Origin of the sequence: Achromobacter sp. Marseille-Q0513 (assembly GCF_018195695.1) — a bacterium.
In the GTDB taxonomy this organism is placed as follows: domain Bacteria; phylum Pseudomonadota; class Gammaproteobacteria; order Burkholderiales; family Burkholderiaceae_B; genus Achromobacter.
In genome coordinates, this window is the sequence record NZ_JAGTJY010000035.1 from 1 (window position 1) to 15,848 (window position 15,848).

Sequence of the window (15,848 nt, forward strand, 5' to 3'; positions counted from 1 at the left end):
GCGTCGACCCACCGCCGGACCGCCTCGTCCAGGCCGGCGCGGGGCACCACTTCGTTGATCAGGCCGAGCTCGGCCGCCTCGCGCGCGGGGATTCGGCGACCCGTCAGCAGCATCGCCATCGCCTTGCGGTAGGGAATCTGCCGCTGCAGCAGCGTCATGCCGCCGTCCAGCGGCATGCGGCCCACCAGCGCCTCCGGCAGGCCGAAGCTGGCTTCCTCGCAGGCCACCACGATGTCGCAGCCCAGCACCATCTCGAAGCCGCCGCCCAGCGCGAAACCGTTGACGCGGGCCACGACCGGCACGTTCAGGGTCTCGCGCAGCGCGATGCCGCCGAAGCCGCCGGGCCGCGCCGCTCCCCAGTATTCCAGCCCGGTGGTGGTGGGGTTCTTCAGGTCCGCGCCCACGCAGAAGGCGCGCTCGCCTTCGCCGGTGAGCACGACCACGCGGATGTCGTCGCGGCCCTCGATCTCGGTCCAGATGCGTTGCAGCTCGGCCTCGGTGGCGAGGTCGACGGCGTTGAGCACGTCGGGCCGCGCCAGCGTCACCGTGGCGACATGGTTCTCGATTCGCAGATGCACGCTCATGGCGCCTCCTTGGGGGTATCCGCAGCTTGCGCCAGCTCGCGCAGCACGTCCTCGTTGTGCTGGCCGAGCCTGGGCGGCGCGCGGCGCAGGCTGACCTGCGCGCTGGACATCGTGATCGGGCTGTTGATGAAGCGCACGCGCTGGCCCTCGCCGTCGCCCTCGATCAGCATCTGGTTGTGCAGCGTCTGCGGGTCGACCAGCGCTTCGCGCAGATCCCGCACGGGCGAGCACAGGATGTCGACCGCCTCCAGCCGCGCCAGCCAGTGTTCGCGGGTATTGCTGGCGTAGCGCTCGCGGAAGACGGCCTGCAGCGCCGCCTTGTTCTTGAACTGCTGCGTCAGGTCGCAATAGCGTGGATCGGCGGACAGGTCGTCGATTTCCAGCGCCGCGCAGATGTCGCGCAGCGGATTGGGCTTGAAGGCGCCCACCATCACCAGCGGCCCTGTGCGGGTGTCGTACACGCCGCACAGGGGCATGGCCGCCCAGTTGACCTCGGAATCGGCCATCAGGATCATGGCGGCTTCCTGCATCTGCATCGCCAGCATGGAGTTGTACAGGGACACGCTGATCTTCTGGCCCTGGCCGGTACGCGCGCGGTGCAGCAACGCCAGCAGGATGCCTTGCACCATGTGCATGCCAGCCGAATAGTCCGCCAGCGCCGTCGGGTAGACCGAGACGGGCACCGATGCGTCCGAGCGCCGCGCCATCACGCCGGATATCGCCTGGGCCAGCACGTCCTGGCCGCCCTTGAATGCGTAGGGGCCGGTCTCGCCATAACCGGTGCCGACCGCGTAGATGACGCGCGGGTTGAGCGCCTTGCAATCGTCGTAGCCCAGGCCCATGCGCTCCATGACGCCGGCGCGGAAGTTGTTGACGACGACGTCGGCGCCGGCGATCAGCGCCTTCACCTGGGCCATGTGCGCCGGATCGCGCAGATCCAGCGCCACGCTGCGCTTGTTCCGGTTCAGGCTGCAGAAGATCGGGTTGTCGGCGCCGGCCACGGGTTCGAAGGTGGAGCGGCTGAGGTCGCCCGCGCCCTTGCGCTCGATCTTGATGACGTCGGCGCCGTAGTCGCCCAGCGTCTGCGTGCAGACCGGCCCCATCATCACCTGGGTGAAATCGATCACGCGCACGCCGCTCAGCGGCAGGTCTTGTTGCATATCGCGGTTCTCCATGATGCTCATGCGGTTTCGGCCTGGCGTACGTAGGCGGCCAGGGCCGGGACGTCGGCGTTGCGGCCGGTCTGGTCGCCTGGGTCGGCGCCCTGGGCGCGCAGCGTTTTCTGCAAGGCGCGCACGTCGACATCGCGCGCGGCAACTCCCGCGCTCAGCGCCAGCGCGGCGGCCGTGCCGGCGGCTTCGCCCATCGCCATGCACGGCGGGATCTCGCGGGATATCTTCTGGGCCTGGGAGGTCGCCGAATAGTGCCGGCCGGCCACCAGCAGGTTGTCGATCCGCTTGGGCAGCAGGGCGCGGAACGGGTAGTAGTAGTCGCGGCCGCGCGCGATGCTGTCGTCGAAGCGCACGCGCTGCACCACGTCTTCCTTGGTCATCACATACTCGCCGTCCAGCAGGCGGGTCTGGCGCACGCCGGTCTGCGGGGCCACGTCGACGACGAAGCAATGCTCGAAACCGGGCAGCTTGCCGCGCACGAAGTCGACCAGCGCGTGGATGTGCTGGCGGCCCACGATTTCCGCGCGCGTCAGGTCTTCGACCTTGAGTCCGTCGATGCCGGCCATGTGCGGGCAGTTGCACCAGACCACGCCGGGCAGGGGCGTCTTCATCCACCAGATGCCCCACGAGCCGCCCAGCACGCGCTTGATCTGGCGGTCGAGCTCGGCATAGGCCTCGGGCTCCTCGCGCTCGTAACGCTCGGCCGCCTCGGTGTCCACGCCGCCCAGGCGGAACACGGTGGTGGTGATGTAGCTGTCGCTGATGTGCGGCGCGCCGGCCGAGGCGGCGACGTCCAGGTCGCCAGTGGCGTCGATGACCATGTCCGCCAGGATCGCCTCGCTGCCGTTCTTGGTTTCGCAGATGACGCCCTTGATACGGTCGCCGTCGACCAGGGCCTGCGAGAACCAGGAATGCAGGCGCAGCTGCACGCCGGCCTGTTGCACCATTTCGAGCGCCACGCGCTTGTAGGCGTCCGGGTCGAAGGCGGCGGCGAAGCAGATGGGGTGGGGCGTCTTCTGGCTATGGAAATCAAAGGTGCCCCAGCGGCCCCAGCGCCGGTACGCAGCGGGATCCTCGCCCCATTCGTCCGAGCGGGGGAAACGCGCCAGCCCCATCGCCGCCATGCGCTCGATCATGTCCAGGCAGTTGCCGCGCACCGAGATCTCGCGCAGATGGCTGTCCCACATGTCGTCCAGCACCAGCACCATGCCGCCGGAAGCCAGGCCGCCCAGATGGTTGTAGCGCTCCAGCAGGATGGTCCGGGCGCCGTTGCGCGCCGCCGCCAGGGCGGCGGACAGTCCGGCGGGGCCGCCGCCCACCACCACCACGTCCGCCTGCGCCGCGACCCGTGCGTCGCGGGCGGGCCGTTCAAGCCAATCGCCGATCTTTGTCATGTCTATCCTCCAGGCTGTGTTCCGAAAAAGTGTGCCGATCGCTGGGCGGGCGCGCGCCGTCGAGGCGTGCGCTTGGGCTGCGGCGGTCCCCGCCGGGCAGGGATGCCAGCGTTCCGGGGACCGCGTCCAGCGGGTTCTTGGGTGTTGGGCCGTTGCGCTACGTGCCGCTCAATGCGACTGCTCGGGCTTCCATTTGATGAGCCAGCGCTCCACCAGGGTGATGATCAGGAAGAAGCTGCCGGACAAGGCCGCGCACAGGACGATCGCGGCATACAGCAGGGCCGAATCGAAGGCGTAGGTGGCCTGGATGATCATGGCGCCCACGCCTGCCGTGGCCCCGATCCATTCGCCGACCACCGCGCCGATCACCGACATGGAGGCGGCGATGCGCAGCGCCGAGAAGAGATAGGGCAGCGAGTTGTACAGGCGCAGCTTGAAGAAGATCTCGCGCTTGCTGGCCGACAGCACGCGCATCAGCTCCAGCGACTGGGGGTTGACGTCTTCCAGCCCGCGAACCATGTTCACCAGCGTGGGGAAGAAGCACACCATGGCGGCGATCGTGATCTTGGGCTCGATGCCGTTGCCCATGATCAGCACCAGGATCGGCGCCTTGGCGACGATCGGGATCGAATTGATCATGCCGGCGACCGGATAGAAGATCTCCCGCAACGTCTTGCTGTGCACGAACACCGTCGCCAGCAGCGCCGCCAGCAGGTTGCCGAGCAGGAACCCGCCGGCGGCCTCGACCGCGGTCGGTATGAGGTTCTGCAGCAGGATGTCGCGTTTGTCGTACAGCGTTTGCAGCACCAGGCCCGGCGTGGGCGCGATGAAGGGCTTGACGTCGAAGATCGCCACCACCGCCCACCAGGCGGCCACGATGCCGAGGATGCCCAGCGCCGGCAGCGAGCGTGAACGCCAGAGGCTGCGGCGACGGCTGGCCCGGTAGGCGTCCGCCTCGGCGTCGATGCCGGGCTTGGCCAGATTCAGTTTCATTTCGGACGCGCTCATCAGCAGGTCTCCAGAACGCGCCGCAGATGCGCGGACAGTTGAACGAATTCCGCCGTGTCGCGGGTGGCCAGCGTGCGTTGCTCCGGCAGCATCACCGGCACGATCTCCTTGACCCGGCCGGGATTGGCGGCAAGCAGCAGCACGCGCTGGCCCAGGAAGGCCGCTTCGTGGATGCTGTGCGTGACGAACAGGATCGTCAGCCCCATCTCGCGCCAGACGCGGCGCAGTTCCTCGTTGAGGCGGTCGCGCGTGATCTCATCCAGCGCGCCGAACGGTTCGTCCATCAGCAGCACGCGCGGATCGCTCACCAGCGCGCGGGCAATCGCCACGCGCTGGCGCATGCCGCCGGACATTTCATGGGGGTATGCGTCCTCGCGGCCCTTCAGGCCCACCAGTTCCAGCAGTTCGCGCGGCGTCGCCTTGCCGGCGCGCGAGCGGCCATTGGCAACCTCCAGCGGCAGCTCGACGTTCTGCAGCGCGGTGCGCCAGGGCAGCAGGGCCGCGTCCTGGAACACGAAGCCGATGTCGCGCCGGGCGCGGGCGGCGGAAGGAGCGTCGTTGAGCACCTTGATCTCGCCGCGGCTGGGTTGCACCAGGTCGGCCACCACGCGCAGGAACGTGGATTTGCCACAGCCGGAGGGGCCGAGCAGGGTCAGGAACTCGCCCGCCGGGACATCCAGGCTCAGGCCCTCGATCGCGGTCGTGCTGCGCCGGTCGCTGAAGAACCGGACATTGATGTCGCGGCAGCTGATCGACAGCTCAGGGCGCGCGCCGGCGGCGCCCGTCCTGGCGGATGGGGATTGAATCGCTTGTTGCATCGTTTACCCCGCCAGTCGCGCGGATTGGGTGGCCTGCAGGATGTCGAGCGTCATGATGTCCTCGACCTTGGGCGTGCGGGCGCGGAACTGCCCGAGCTGGGCATAGGCGGAGATCTGCTCCTGCCATACCGCCGGATCCATGTTGCCCCAGCCCTTGGCCTTGGTCTCGTCGTTGAAGACGTACTCCATGAACACGTCGATCGCGACGCGCTCGTCGGCCAGGTTCAGGCTGGGAAACTCCTTGACCAGCAGTTCCACCGCCTGGTCGCGATTGCGGTTGGCGTGGTGCCAGCCGCTGGCGGTCGCGCGCAGGAAGCGTTGCAGCAGGTCCGGATGATCGCGCAACGTGTCGGTGTGCGCGTAATAGGGCAGGGCATACAGGCGCACGCCGGAGTCCCACAGGCTCATGTCGACGCGCTCGGCGCCCAGCGCCTTGAGCGCCGAGACGTTGGTCTGCCAGCCGGCCACGGCGTCCACGCGGCCGCTGAGCAGGGGCATCATGTCCGAGCCGATCGGCACGATGCTGACCTGGCTCTCGGGGATCTGGTGCCGGGCCAGCATGGCCTTGAGCAGCACCATGCCGGTCGCGTGTATGCCGATGCGCTTGCCGATCATGTCCTGAGGCTTGCGGATCGGGTTCTTGCCCAGCGAAAAGAAGGCGTAGGGATGGCGCTGCACGCCGACAGCGAAGCACTTGATCGGCAGGCCCTCGGACACCGCCAGCATGACCGACGGGCTGGACGAGACCTGTCCGGTCTGGCCACGGCCCGATGCCACGATGGCCACGCCATCGATGTTGGGCCCGCCGGGTTCGATCTTGAGATCGATGCCTTCCCTTTCATAGAAGCCCAGCCGCTTGGCCACCACTTCGCCCACTTGTCCGCCGCCGGGAACCCAGCCCAGCTGCATGCTGATCGCCGAGCGCTGGGCGGCGGCCGCGCGTACCGATAGCAGGGCGCCCAGTCCTCCCATCACGAGCGAGGCCTGCATCAGGCGCCGCCGCTTGGGATCGTTCAAATCCAGATTTTTCATTGCCCTTGTCTCCTTGGTTTTATGTGCCCGCCGCAGGCCTTGCGGGGGTGCCGGCTGTGCCGGTCGATGCGTTGTGGAATGCATTCTGGCCTTCGGGCAGTGCGCTGACAAGAACCGTTTTTCGAGCGATACCGATGCCGAAATTAGAGCGCTCGGTAACGCTCAGGCGCGCGTCGCGCGGCATGCGCCGGATCGCCGGGTGCGCGAAATATTCGAGTGGCCGTGGCAAAAATCTATGCTTCCTGCGGCGACTTTCCTGAGCCGACAATCCACGCAAATCTCACCAACAAGAGATGCCAGGAGGAGACCCCCACATGTTTTTCGCTGTCATGAAACGTAGCGTCATCGCGGCCGCGGCCGCGTCGCTGGCATGCGCCTCGGCGCATGCAGAGAACTCCAATGTCACGCTGTACGGCTTGCTGTCCACCGGCGTCGCCTACACCAACAACCAGGGCGGCAGTTCCAGCGTGAAGGCGGTCAACGGCCCCATGCAGACGCCGCGCTGGGGATTGCGCGGCGTGGAAGACCTGGGCGATGGGCTGTCGACGGTCTTCGTCATGGAAAGCGGTTTTTCCATGACCAACGGCACCGCGTCGCAGAATGGCCGGATGTTCGGACGCCAGGTCTATGTCGGCCTGCAATCGAACGACTACGGCACCATCACGCTGGGACGCCAGTACGACTTGGCCAATGCCGTGCTGTGGTCCTATGAGTCCGCCACGCAATTCGCGGCCTATGGCACGCATATCGGCGACAGCGACAACGTGTTCAACACCTTCCGCGTCAACAATACGGTGATCTACAAAAGCCCCGTGTACGACGGGTTGCAGGTCTCGGGCATGTACAGCCTGGGCGGTCAGACGCAGTCGCAGTCGAACAACGCCTACGCGCTGGGCCTGAACTACCAGCGCGGCGGGCTGTCGCTGGGCACGATGTATGAAGTGGTGAACACACCCAACAGTCCCACCAACCAGGACGGGGCGGTGGTGGCGGACTATGGCTTCAGCTCGCCCTTCGTCAAGAGCCCTGGCGGCGCGGGCGTGGACCGTCAGCGGATCTTCGGCGCGGGCGGCGCTTACAAGTTCGGCGCGCTGGGCGTGTCGCTGCTCTACACGCATGTGCGCTTCGACTACCTGGACCGGACCCGGCTGGGGTTGAACAACGCCGAAGTGTCGACCACGTACAACCTGTCGCCGCGCCTGCTGGTCGGGCTTGCCTATATCTACACCTGGGGCGCGTACAAGCCGTCGGAAACCCGTCCGAAATGGCACCAGATCAATATCGGCGCGGACTATTTCCTGAGCAAGCGGACAGACCTGTATGTGACGGGCATTTATCAGCGCGCGGCCGGCGACGCGCAGTTCGCGCAGATCTATACGCTGTTGCCCTCATCGGGCAGGAGCCAGGTCTCGACGGTGGTGGGCATGCGGCACAGGTTCTGAGCGCGCCTATTCCTGCCCCAGCGTCGCCGAGATCTCGGCGGCCGCCGCCAGCATCGGCTGGCGGAACGCTTCCAGCGCGTCGAACGACACCCGCGCGCTGGGCACCGAAATGCCCAGGCCGGCGATCAGCCGGCCTTGCGCATTGCGGATGGGCACGGCGCAGCCCACCACGCCGGCCTCGACTTCTTCGTTGCTGGCCGCCCATTGTTCCTTGCGCACGGCGTCGACCACGCTGCGCAGCGCATCGGCCGATACGATGGTGTTCGGCGCGACCGGCTTGAGCGCAGCGTGCGCCAGCCACCATTCGAACTGCTCGGGCGGCAGGTCGGCCAGGAACAGCTTGCCGATCGACGTGCAATACAGCGGCGAGCGCCGGCCCTGCGAGAAGTGCAGGCCCTGCGATCGTGTCGCATAGACGGCATCTACGTACACGACTTCGTTGTCGGCCCGCTGGCCGATCTGGCAGTGCTCGCCGATGCGGCTGGATAGCGCGGTCAGGATCTGATGTGCCGGATCGGCCCGCAGCGCCGCCTGCACCGCCGCCGCGCCCAGGTTCACGAGTTCGGCGCCCACGGCCAGTTTCTTGCTGCCCAGCACGCGCTTGAGCAGCCGTCTTTCTTCCAGCTGGGCTACCAGGCGGTGCGCCGTCGGCACCGGCAGGCCGCAGGCCGCGGCCACGTCGGTCATGGAAATGGGACGGTCGGCCTGGGCCACCACCTCGAGCACATGCAACAAACGGTCTAGGGGTTGATCCCTAGCGACAGCCTGCGGATCGCTGCGCATAATTTACTCAATAGTGAGATAAAAACTTCCAATATTCGAAAGTCTAGCGTGAAGCCAGCGCTTGTTGCAAGCCCCCCTGAAAAGGACGATGCGCAATGCCCAGCACCACGAAGTTCCCCGCCAACGCGGATGCTCAACGCCCGACGCCACGCAAGGGGCCGCTCGCGGGCCTGCGCGTGATCGACGCCGGCAACATGATCGCCGGCCCGTTGGCCGCGACCCAGATGGCCGACTTCGGCGCCGACGTCATCAAGCTGGAACTGCCCGGCACCGGCGATTCGATGCGGCACTGGACGCCGATGAAAGAGGGCCTGTCGCTGTGGTGGAAGGTCATCGCCCGCAACAAGCGCCTGATCACGTTGACGCTGTCCCATCCGCGCGGCCAGGAACTGTTCCGCGAACTGGTGCGTGACGCCGATGTGCTGATCGAGAACTACCGTCCCGGCACCTTCGAGCGCTGGGGGCTGGGCTACGAAGAACTGTCCCGGATCAATCCCCGGCTGGTCATGGTGCGCGTGTCCGGCTTCGGCCAGACCGGCCCCTATGCCCGACGCGGCGGCTACGGCACCATCGCCGAGGCGTTCTCCGGCATTCCGTCCTTCACCGGCGCGCCGGACCGGCCGCCGACCCTGCCGGGCTTTCCCATGGCCGACTCGGTGGCGTCCACCTTTGCCGCCATGTCGGCCATGTTCGCCGTCTACAACCGCGACCACGGCAATGGCCGTGGGCAGGAGATCGACGTCAGCCTGTACGAGCCGCTGTTCCGGCTGGTCGAATCGCAGGTGATCGGTTTCGACCAGTTGGGCATCGTCAAGCAGCGCCTGGGCAACCGGCTGGCCGAGGATTCGCCGCGCAATACCTACGAAACGCGCGACGGCCGCTGGATCGGCATATCCGCCAGCTCGCAGCGCACCTTCGAACGGCTGGCGCAGGCGCTGGGCATGCCGGAACTGATCTCGGATCCGCGCTTCGCCGACAACGCGCTGCGCTGCACGCATGACACGGCGCTCGACGCCATCATCGCCGGCTGGTTCCGGGAGCGGGACTGCGCCGACGTCATGGCGCTGTTCGAGGCGGCGGAGGTGGTGGCCGGGCCGGTGCTGGACATCAGCGACATCGTGCGTGATCCGCACTATCTGGCCCGCAACAACATCGTCTCTGTGCAGGACGAGGATTTCGGCCAGGTCCGCATGCAGGGCGTGGTGCCGCATTTCCAGGAAACGCCGGGCGAGGTGCGCCACGCCGGACGCAAGCTGGGCGCCGACAACCGGGAAATCTACCTGGGCGCGCTGGGTCTGTCCGAAACGGAATTCTCGGCGCTGACCGAGCAGGGAGTGATCTGATGGCCGGGGCATTCGAGGGCGTGCGCATCGTCGGCGCCGGGCAGGCGCCCTACGCCAAGCGGGGCGACAAGAGCGTGCAGCGCTTGATGTACGAGGCTGGCGGCGCGGCGCTGGCCGATGCCGGTTTGTCCTGGGGCGCAGTCGACGGGCTGGCCGTCAGCTGCTTCCTGTTGCCGCCGGACAATGCGCCCACGGTGGCCGAGCACCTGGGCATCGAGGCGCGCTTTCTGTTCCAGGGGCTGTATGGCGGGGCGTCCGGCATCATCGGCATGGCGCACGCGGCGCGCGCGATCCGCGACGGCGCCTGCGACGTGGCGCTGGTGCTGGCGGCCGACGCCTTCGACGTGGCGGCCCACAACGAGACGCTCGATCGTTTCAACGGCTCCATCAAGGAATACATGTCGCCGCAGGGCTTCGGCGGCGCCAATGGCATGTTCGCGCTGCACACGCGCCTGTACATGGAGCGGCACGGCGCCGAACCCGAGGATTTCGGCCGGTTCTGCATCGCCTTGCGCGAAAACGCGCTGCGCAATCCGAACGCGCTGTTCAAGACGCCGCTGACGATGGCCGATTACCTGGGCGCCAAGCCGATCGCCGATCCCCTGCGCCTGTACGACTGCGTCATGCCTTGCGCCGGCGGCGACGCGGTGGTGCTGGCGTCCGAGCGCACGGCGGCTCGGCTGGGCGGCCCCTCGGTGCGGATCCTGGCGGCCGAGGAGATCCACAACTATCCCGCCAATGATCCCTATGCGGTGCCGGGCGGCTGGACGGGCCTGTCGGACCGCCTGTACGGACGCGCCGGCGTGGCGCCGGCACAGATGGATTTTGCCCAGCTCTATGACGACTATCCCGTCATGGCCTGCGTGCAGATGGAAGGCCTGGGCCTGTGCGCAACGGGGCGCGCACATGAATTCCTGCGCAGCACCGACATCACCACGCGCGGCACGCTGCCCATCAATACCGGCGGGGGCCAATTGTCCGCCGGCCAGGCTGGAGCCAGCGGCGGCATGATCGGCGTGTACGAAGCGGCCGCCCAGTTGCTTGGCCGCGCGGGCGAACGCCAGCTCGATTGCCGCCTGGGGCTGGTGTCGGGCTACGGCATGGTGGCCTATGGCCGGGGGCTGTGCTCCAGCGCCGCCATCCTGGAACGGGTTCAGTGAGGAGAACAAGATGCCAAGCGATCCGATCGGTCCATTGTCCGCCGCGTCTTCGGCCAGTTCTGGAACGGATGTGGGCCACCCCTTCAAGCCGCAACCCCGCGTCGATGCGCTCAACCGGCCCTTCTGGGACGGCTGCAACCAGGGCAGGCTGTTGATCCAGCACTGTGGCGCCTGCGACCGGCACGTGTTCTATCCGCGCGTGTGCTGCCCGTATTGCCGCGCCGATGGACTGGAATGGGTGCAGGCCAGCGGACAGGGCAGGGTGATCTCGCACACCACCGTGCGCCGCACCCACCACGACGGCTTCAATGCCGACGCGCCTTATGTGTTCGCCGCCATCGAGCTGGACGAGGGGCCGTGCCTGTACGGCCAGTTGCCGGGCGCGCCGCTGGACGGCGAGTCCCTGGCCGGGCGACGCGTGTCGGCCGTCTTCCTGGAGCATGGGCCGGGCCGCAAGATCGCGGCATTCCGGCTCGATTGATCCAGGCCATTCCATCCTTTTCCGGACTACGCCGCCATGACCCATTCCGCGACCTTCGATACCCTGCGCGAGCATTTCCCGGTACGCCGGCACATGCTCTATCTGGACGCCGCGCACCAGACGCCGCTGGCCACGCCGGTGCGCCAGGCGCTGGACGCCTTTTATCTGGCGGCGCATCTCCACGGCGGCCCCAAGCCCGTCTGGCTGCGACGGGTGGAGCAGGTGCGCGCCCGCGTGGCGGCCTTCCTCGGTGCGCTGCCCGGCGAAATCGCCTTCACCAAGAACACCTCGGAAGGCCTGAACATCGCGGCCAACGCATTGGGCCTGACGCGGGGCGACAAAGTGCTGCTGATCGAGGGCGACCATCCGAACAATGCCTATGCCTGGCTCAACCTGGTTCGCCAGGGCGTCGAGGTGCAGTTCATCCCGCTGCGGCGCGGCGTGGCCGATGCCGCGCTGTTCGCGCCGCACATGGACGCGCGCACGCGCGCGGTGTCCTTGTCGCACGTCACCTTCCACGCCGGCCATCGGCACGACATCGCCGGCATCGGCGCGCTGTGCCGCGAACGCGGCGTGCCGATGGTGGTGGACGCGATGCAGTCGGCAGGCGTGGTGCCGATCGATGTCAAGGCCATGGGTATTTCCATCCTGGCGGCTGGGTGCCACAAGGGACTGCTGGTGCCGCAGGGACTGGGCCTGCTGTATGTGGACCATGACCTGTCGAGCAAGATGCGCCCGGCGTACCTGGCCTTGTCGGCGCTGGCGCGCCCGCCCGCCGACCTGGTCGCCGACCCATCCGACCTGGGCTTGCGCGAGGATGCAGGACGCTTCGAGACCGGCAACTACAACCTGCCCGACATCCATGCGCTGGAGGCAGCGCTGGATCTGATCGAGAGCGTGGGCGTGGCCGGCATCGAGGATCACGTGCTGGCGCTGGGGGATCGCCTGATCGAACGGATGGACGCGCTCGGCGTGGCGCTGGTCGGTCCGCGCGAACGCGCCCGCCGTGCCCACATCTACGTATTGGCGCTGCCGACGCAGCCGTGGCTGGAGTATCTGACGGGCGAGGGCGTGCGGGTGTCACCCGAACGGGACGGCATCCGCGTCTCGTTCGGACTCTTCAATACGGCGGACGACGTGGATCGTTTCGCCCAGCTGGTGGAAGCCGGGCTGCGGACGCGGGCCCTGGCCTGACGGCGCGCCGCTGTCGGCGCGCGCAACAGCCGGACATCGATCCGGCGAGATGCCTGAACATCAAGGGGAACATCATGAGCATTCATCACCTGCGCCGCTGGTCCGTCGCCATGGGCGCCGCCTTGCTGGGCGCCGCCTTGCTGGGCGCCGCCTTGCTGGGCGTCTCCTGCGCCTGGGCGCAGCCGCTGGAAGGCACGCTGGGCAAGATCAAGGAGACCGGAACGATGACACTGGGCTACCGCGAATCTTCGGTGCCATTCTCCTTTCTCGACGGCGAGCAGAAACCCGTCGGGTTCTCCCTGGACCTGTGCGCCGCCATCATCGACCGCGTCCGGCGCCAGCTCGACCTGCCCAAGCTGACGGTCAAGCAGGTGGCGGTGAATTCCTCGAACCGCATCCCGCTGGTGGTCAATGGCACGGTCGACATCGAATGCGGCGGTACGGCCAACAACCTGGCCCGCCAGAAGCAGGTGTCGTTCTCGGTGGCCACCTTCGCCGGCCAGCCACGCTGGCTGGCGCGCGCCGACGCCGGGCTGAAGACGCCGGCCGACCTGAAGGGCAAGACCGTGGTCGTGACACAGGGTTCGAACGCGGTCGGCTTCGTGCGCCGCATCAATGAGGAGGGCAAGCTGGGACTGAACGTCATCCAGGCCAAGGATCACGGCGAGTCGATGCTGACGCTCGGCAGCGGCCGCGCCGCAGCCTTCCTGGAGGACGACATCCTGCTGGCGGGCGAGCGCGCCAATGCCCGCGATCCCTCCGCCTATGCCTTCCTGGAAGGCGGCTATGAGGTCGGCTACTACGGCCTGATGTTCAAGAAGGACGACGCGGCCTTCAAGGCGCTGGTCGACGGCGTGCTGACCGGCATGATGAAGGACGGCTCGTTCGAGCAGGCCTACCGGAAATGGTTCGAGTCGCCGATCCCGCCGCGTGGCGTGAACCTGGCGTTCCCCATCTCCGACAAGCTGCGCGAGCGGATCGCCCATCCCAGCGACAAAGTCGACTTCTGACCATGTTCAGCGTACTGCTCGAAGAGCTGCCCGACGGCGGCGGACGCTATCTGGACTGGCTGCTGTCGGGGCTGGGCTGGACGGTGTTCCTGGCGCTGGCGAGTTGGGCGATCGCCTTCGCGCTGGGCGTGGCGGTGGGTTGCGGGCGTACCGCCAGGAGCCGACCCATCGCGCTGTTGGCGCGGCTGTACGTCGAAGTGTTCCGCAACGTGCCGGTGATCGTGCAGATGTTCGTGTGGTACTTCGTCGTGCCGGAATTGCTGCCACGCGCCTGGGGCCAGGCGATCAAGGAGATCCCGCCGCCCTGGGGCAGCGTGATCCCCGCGCTGCTGGGCCTGGCGCTCTACACCGCGGCGCGCGTGGCCGAGCAGGTTAAGGCCGGCCTGGAAGCGCTGCCGCGCGGCCAGCGCATGGCGGCCGACGCGCTGGGCATGCGCGGCTTGCAGGCCTACCGGCTGGTGCTGCTGCCGCAGGCGCTGCGCATCATCGTGCCGACGCTGACCAGCGAGGTCATGGGCGTGTTCAAGAACAGTTCGGTGGCGCTCACCATCGGCGTGCTGGAACTGACGGCGCAGGCGCGCCAGATCAATGAATTCACGTTCCAGACCTTCCAGGCCTTCGGCGCCGCCACGCTGGCCTATCTGGGGCTGGCGCTCATGGTGTACGCGCTGATGCGCCTGATCGAGCGGCGGCTGCGGATTCCCGGCAATGAGCCGGCGCCCGCCGTCCGCAGCCGAGGCCGCGCCGGCAAATCGCTGAAGGAGGTCTGAACCGCCATGGACAGCTTCGATTTCGGCGCCATTTCCCGCGCCGCGCCTTATCTGATGGACGGCCTGGCGTTTTCGCTGAAGCTCACCGCCAGCAGCTTCGCCGGCGGCCTGGTGCTGGGCATCGCGCTGGCGCTGGTGCGCCATCTGCGGATTCCGGTGCTGGCCCCGCTGGCCACGGGCTATGTCACGCTGATGCGGGCGATACCGCTCATCATGGTGCTGTTCTGGTTTTTCTTCCTGGCGCCGCTGCTGCTCATGTGGGCCACGGGCGCGCCCCGGCCGGTGCCGATCGGACCCGTGTACACGGCCTTCATCACGTTCGCGATGTTCGAGGCGGCCTACTATGCGGAGATCATCCGCACGGGGCTCAATGCCGTGCCCAAGGGGCAATACGAAGCCTGCCGCGCGCTGTCCATGTCCACGATGAAGAGCTACTGGCTGGTGATCCTGCCCCAGGTGCTGCGTTCGGTCAGTCCGATCCTGCTGACCCAGACCATCATCCTGTTCCAGGACACGTCGCTGGTGTATGTGCTGTCCATCACCGACCTGCTGGGCGCGGCGTCCAAGATCGCGCAGCGCGACGCGCGCCTGGTCGAGCTGTACCTGACGGTGGCCGCGATGTACCTGCTGATCTGTGCCTGCGCGTCGCAGGCGGTGGCCTGGCTGCGCAAGCGCACCGCAGCGGCCGCGCCGGTCTGAGCGCCGGAGCCGGATGCCGGATCGGCGCCCGGCGTCCGAGCCCGTAGTCTGAATCCCGAATCTGAATCTCGAATCCGAACACCGCTGCTTTCCTGTCCCCACGGAGGTCCCCGCCATGAACGCTCCCTTGTCCGCCACGCCCGCTGTGCAACTGCGCAAGCTCAACAAGCATTTCGGCGATTTCCATGTCCTGCGCGACATCGATCTGCAGGTCGGGGAGGGCGAGCGCGTGATCGTCTGCGGCCCGTCCGGTTCCGGCAAGTCCACCATGATTCGCTGCGTCAACGGGCTGGAGGGCTATACGGACGGAGAAATCCTGCTGCACGGACAGGCCTTGCCGGAGTCGGGCGAGGCCCTGTCGCGGGCGCGGCAGGACGTGGGCATGGTGTTCCAGAACTTCAACCTGTTTCCCCATCTGACGGTGCTGGAAAACTGCATGCTGGCGCCGGCGCATTGCCTAGGCGTATCGCGGCAGGAAGCGCGGGAGCGCGCCGAGCTGTACCTGGACCGGGTGCGCGTGGCCAATCAGGCCGGCAAGTATCCGGGCCAGCTGTCGGGCGGACAGCAGCAGCGGGTCGCCATTGCCCGCGCGCTGTGCATGCGCCCCAGGATCATGCTGTTCGACGAACCCACGTCGGCGCTGGATCCGGAAATGGTCAAGGAAGTGCTGGACACCATGCTGGCGCTGGCGGCGGAGGGCATGACCATGATCTGCGTCACGCATGAGATGGGTTTTGCCCGGCAGGTGGCCGACCGGGTGGTGTTCATGGACCAGGGCGCGGTGGTGGAGGCCGGCACGCCGGAGCAGATGTTCGGCGCGCCGGCGCAGGAGCGCACGCGGCGGTTCCTGGAGCAGATCCTGCATTGAGGACCGGGCGGTTCGCGATAGGCTACGCTCTCTGCGAGAATCTGACGAAGTCCGCGAACGGGGCAATTCCCAGCCCCATGTGCCTGATGG

16 protein-coding genes are annotated in these 15,848 nt (G+C 67.4%); 9 read left to right on the forward strand and 7 right to left on the reverse strand.

Annotated features, from left to right (window positions below):
* From KDH83_RS10060 to KDH83_RS10085, 6 genes are all read right to left on the reverse strand, one after another.
* Positions 1-584 (reverse strand): enoyl-CoA hydratase-related protein (locus KDH83_RS10060; protein WP_212315002.1); only part of this gene is annotated, 584 nt, incomplete at its 3' end.
* The gene (locus tag KDH83_RS10065; RefSeq protein ID WP_249204993.1) at positions 581-1,768 is read right to left on the reverse strand and encodes a CoA transferase; all 1,188 of its coding nucleotides are present in this window, start codon (positions 1,766-1,768) and stop codon (positions 581-583) included. The genes KDH83_RS10060 and KDH83_RS10065, both read right to left, overlap by 4 nt.
* A complete protein-coding gene (locus tag KDH83_RS10070) occupies positions 1,765-3,150 on the reverse strand; it encodes an FAD-dependent oxidoreductase (protein ID WP_212315003.1) in 1,386 nt (461 codons plus the stop codon). Before KDH83_RS10070 ends, KDH83_RS10065 begins: the two co-directional genes overlap by 4 nt.
* Before the next feature lie 168 nt (positions 3,151-3,318).
* On the reverse strand, positions 3,319-4,158 hold the full coding sequence (locus KDH83_RS10075; protein WP_212315004.1) for an ABC transporter permease: 840 nt from the start codon (positions 4,156-4,158) through the stop codon (positions 3,319-3,321).
* Positions 4,158-4,976 (reverse strand): ABC transporter ATP-binding protein, encoded by an 819-nt coding sequence (locus KDH83_RS10080; RefSeq protein ID WP_249204994.1) that lies wholly within the window; start codon positions 4,974-4,976, stop codon positions 4,158-4,160. Before KDH83_RS10080 ends, KDH83_RS10075 begins: the two co-directional genes overlap by 1 nt.
* A gap of 3 nt (positions 4,977-4,979) precedes the next feature.
* Positions 4,980-6,008 (reverse strand): ABC transporter substrate-binding protein, encoded by a 1,029-nt coding sequence (locus KDH83_RS10085; RefSeq protein WP_212315005.1) that lies wholly within the window; start codon positions 6,006-6,008, stop codon positions 4,980-4,982.
* 314 nt (positions 6,009-6,322) lie between these two features.
* Here KDH83_RS10085 and KDH83_RS10090 point away from each other — a divergent pair, with 314 nt between their 5' ends.
* Positions 6,323-7,450 carry a porin gene (locus KDH83_RS10090; protein ID WP_249204995.1) on the forward strand — a complete coding sequence of 376 codons (1,128 nt, stop codon included), beginning with the start codon at positions 6,323-6,325 and terminating at the stop codon, positions 7,448-7,450.
* A 6-nt stretch (positions 7,451-7,456) separates the two neighbouring features.
* Here the strand turns inward: KDH83_RS10090 and KDH83_RS10095 are convergent, their stop codons facing one another.
* Positions 7,457-8,182 carry an IclR family transcriptional regulator gene (locus KDH83_RS10095; protein ID WP_212315007.1) on the reverse strand — a complete coding sequence of 242 codons (726 nt, stop codon included), beginning with the start codon at positions 8,180-8,182 and terminating at the stop codon, positions 7,457-7,459.
* A 146-nt stretch (positions 8,183-8,328) separates the two neighbouring features.
* Between KDH83_RS10095 and KDH83_RS10100 the strand changes: the two genes are divergently transcribed.
* The 8 genes from KDH83_RS10100 to KDH83_RS10135 all read left to right on the forward strand — a co-directional run bounded on the left by KDH83_RS10100 (position 8,329) and on the right by KDH83_RS10135 (position 15,758).
* Positions 8,329-9,576: a CoA transferase gene (locus KDH83_RS10100; protein WP_212315009.1), complete on the forward strand. Its 1,248-nt coding sequence runs from the start codon at positions 8,329-8,331 to the stop codon at positions 9,574-9,576.
* Positions 9,576-10,736, forward strand: a complete 1,161-nt coding sequence (locus tag KDH83_RS10105) for a thiolase family protein (protein ID WP_212315011.1) — start codon at positions 9,576-9,578, stop codon at positions 10,734-10,736. Before KDH83_RS10100 ends, KDH83_RS10105 begins: the two co-directional genes overlap by 1 nt.
* Before the next feature lie 70 nt (positions 10,737-10,806).
* The gene (locus KDH83_RS10110; RefSeq protein ID WP_212315015.1) at positions 10,807-11,217 is read left to right on the forward strand and encodes an OB-fold domain-containing protein; all 411 of its coding nucleotides are present in this window, start codon (positions 10,807-10,809) and stop codon (positions 11,215-11,217) included.
* Between the two features lie 36 nt (positions 11,218-11,253).
* Positions 11,254-12,411, forward strand: a complete 1,158-nt coding sequence (locus tag KDH83_RS10115) for an aminotransferase class V-fold PLP-dependent enzyme (protein WP_212315016.1) — start codon at positions 11,254-11,256, stop codon at positions 12,409-12,411.
* Between the two features lie 74 nt (positions 12,412-12,485).
* On the forward strand, positions 12,486-13,421 hold the full coding sequence (locus tag KDH83_RS10120) for a transporter substrate-binding domain-containing protein (RefSeq protein ID WP_249204997.1): 936 nt from the start codon (positions 12,486-12,488) through the stop codon (positions 13,419-13,421).
* 2 nt (positions 13,422-13,423) lie between these two features.
* On the forward strand, positions 13,424-14,191 hold the full coding sequence (locus KDH83_RS10125) for an amino acid ABC transporter permease (protein ID WP_212315018.1): 768 nt from the start codon (positions 13,424-13,426) through the stop codon (positions 14,189-14,191).
* A gap of 6 nt (positions 14,192-14,197) precedes the next feature.
* Positions 14,198-14,890, forward strand: coding sequence for an amino acid ABC transporter permease (locus tag KDH83_RS10130; RefSeq protein WP_212315021.1), 693 nt, complete (start codon positions 14,198-14,200; stop codon positions 14,888-14,890).
* A gap of 115 nt (positions 14,891-15,005) precedes the next feature.
* Entirely contained in the window at positions 15,006-15,758 is a 753-nt protein-coding gene (locus tag KDH83_RS10135) for an amino acid ABC transporter ATP-binding protein (protein ID WP_212315023.1), read from the forward strand.
* Positions 15,759-15,848 lie beyond the last annotated feature (90 nt).

Excerpts from the sequence above, each read along its gene's own strand:
- KDH83_RS10075 (WP_212315004.1), bottom strand. The coding sequence starts at position 4,158 with ATGAGCGCGTCCGAAATGAAACTGAATCTGGCCAAGCCCGGCATCGAC.
- KDH83_RS10070 (WP_212315003.1), bottom strand. The coding sequence starts at position 3,150 with ATGACAAAGATCGGCGATTGGCTTGAACGGCCCGCCCGCGACGCACGG.
- KDH83_RS10115 (WP_212315016.1), top strand. The coding sequence starts at position 11,254 with ATGACCCATTCCGCGACCTTCGATACCCTGCGCGAGCATTTCCCGGTA.
- KDH83_RS10085 (WP_212315005.1), bottom strand. The coding sequence starts at position 6,008 with ATGAAAAATCTGGATTTGAACGATCCCAAGCGGCGGCGCCTGATGCAG.
- KDH83_RS10100 (WP_212315009.1), top strand. The coding sequence starts at position 8,329 with ATGCCCAGCACCACGAAGTTCCCCGCCAACGCGGATGCTCAACGCCCG.
- KDH83_RS10065 (WP_249204993.1), bottom strand. The coding sequence starts at position 1,768 with ATGAGCATCATGGAGAACCGCGATATGCAACAAGACCTGCCGCTGAGC.
- KDH83_RS10090 (WP_249204995.1), top strand. The coding sequence starts at position 6,323 with ATGTTTTTCGCTGTCATGAAACGTAGCGTCATCGCGGCCGCGGCCGCG.
- KDH83_RS10120 (WP_249204997.1), top strand. The coding sequence starts at position 12,486 with ATGAGCATTCATCACCTGCGCCGCTGGTCCGTCGCCATGGGCGCCGCC.
- KDH83_RS10080 (WP_249204994.1), bottom strand. The coding sequence starts at position 4,976 with ATGCAACAAGCGATTCAATCCCCATCCGCCAGGACGGGCGCCGCCGGC.
- KDH83_RS10125 (WP_212315018.1), top strand. The coding sequence starts at position 13,424 with ATGTTCAGCGTACTGCTCGAAGAGCTGCCCGACGGCGGCGGACGCTAT.
- KDH83_RS10105 (WP_212315011.1), top strand. The coding sequence starts at position 9,576 with ATGGCCGGGGCATTCGAGGGCGTGCGCATCGTCGGCGCCGGGCAGGCG.
- KDH83_RS10135 (WP_212315023.1), top strand. The coding sequence starts at position 15,006 with ATGAACGCTCCCTTGTCCGCCACGCCCGCTGTGCAACTGCGCAAGCTC.
- KDH83_RS10130 (WP_212315021.1), top strand. The coding sequence starts at position 14,198 with ATGGACAGCTTCGATTTCGGCGCCATTTCCCGCGCCGCGCCTTATCTG.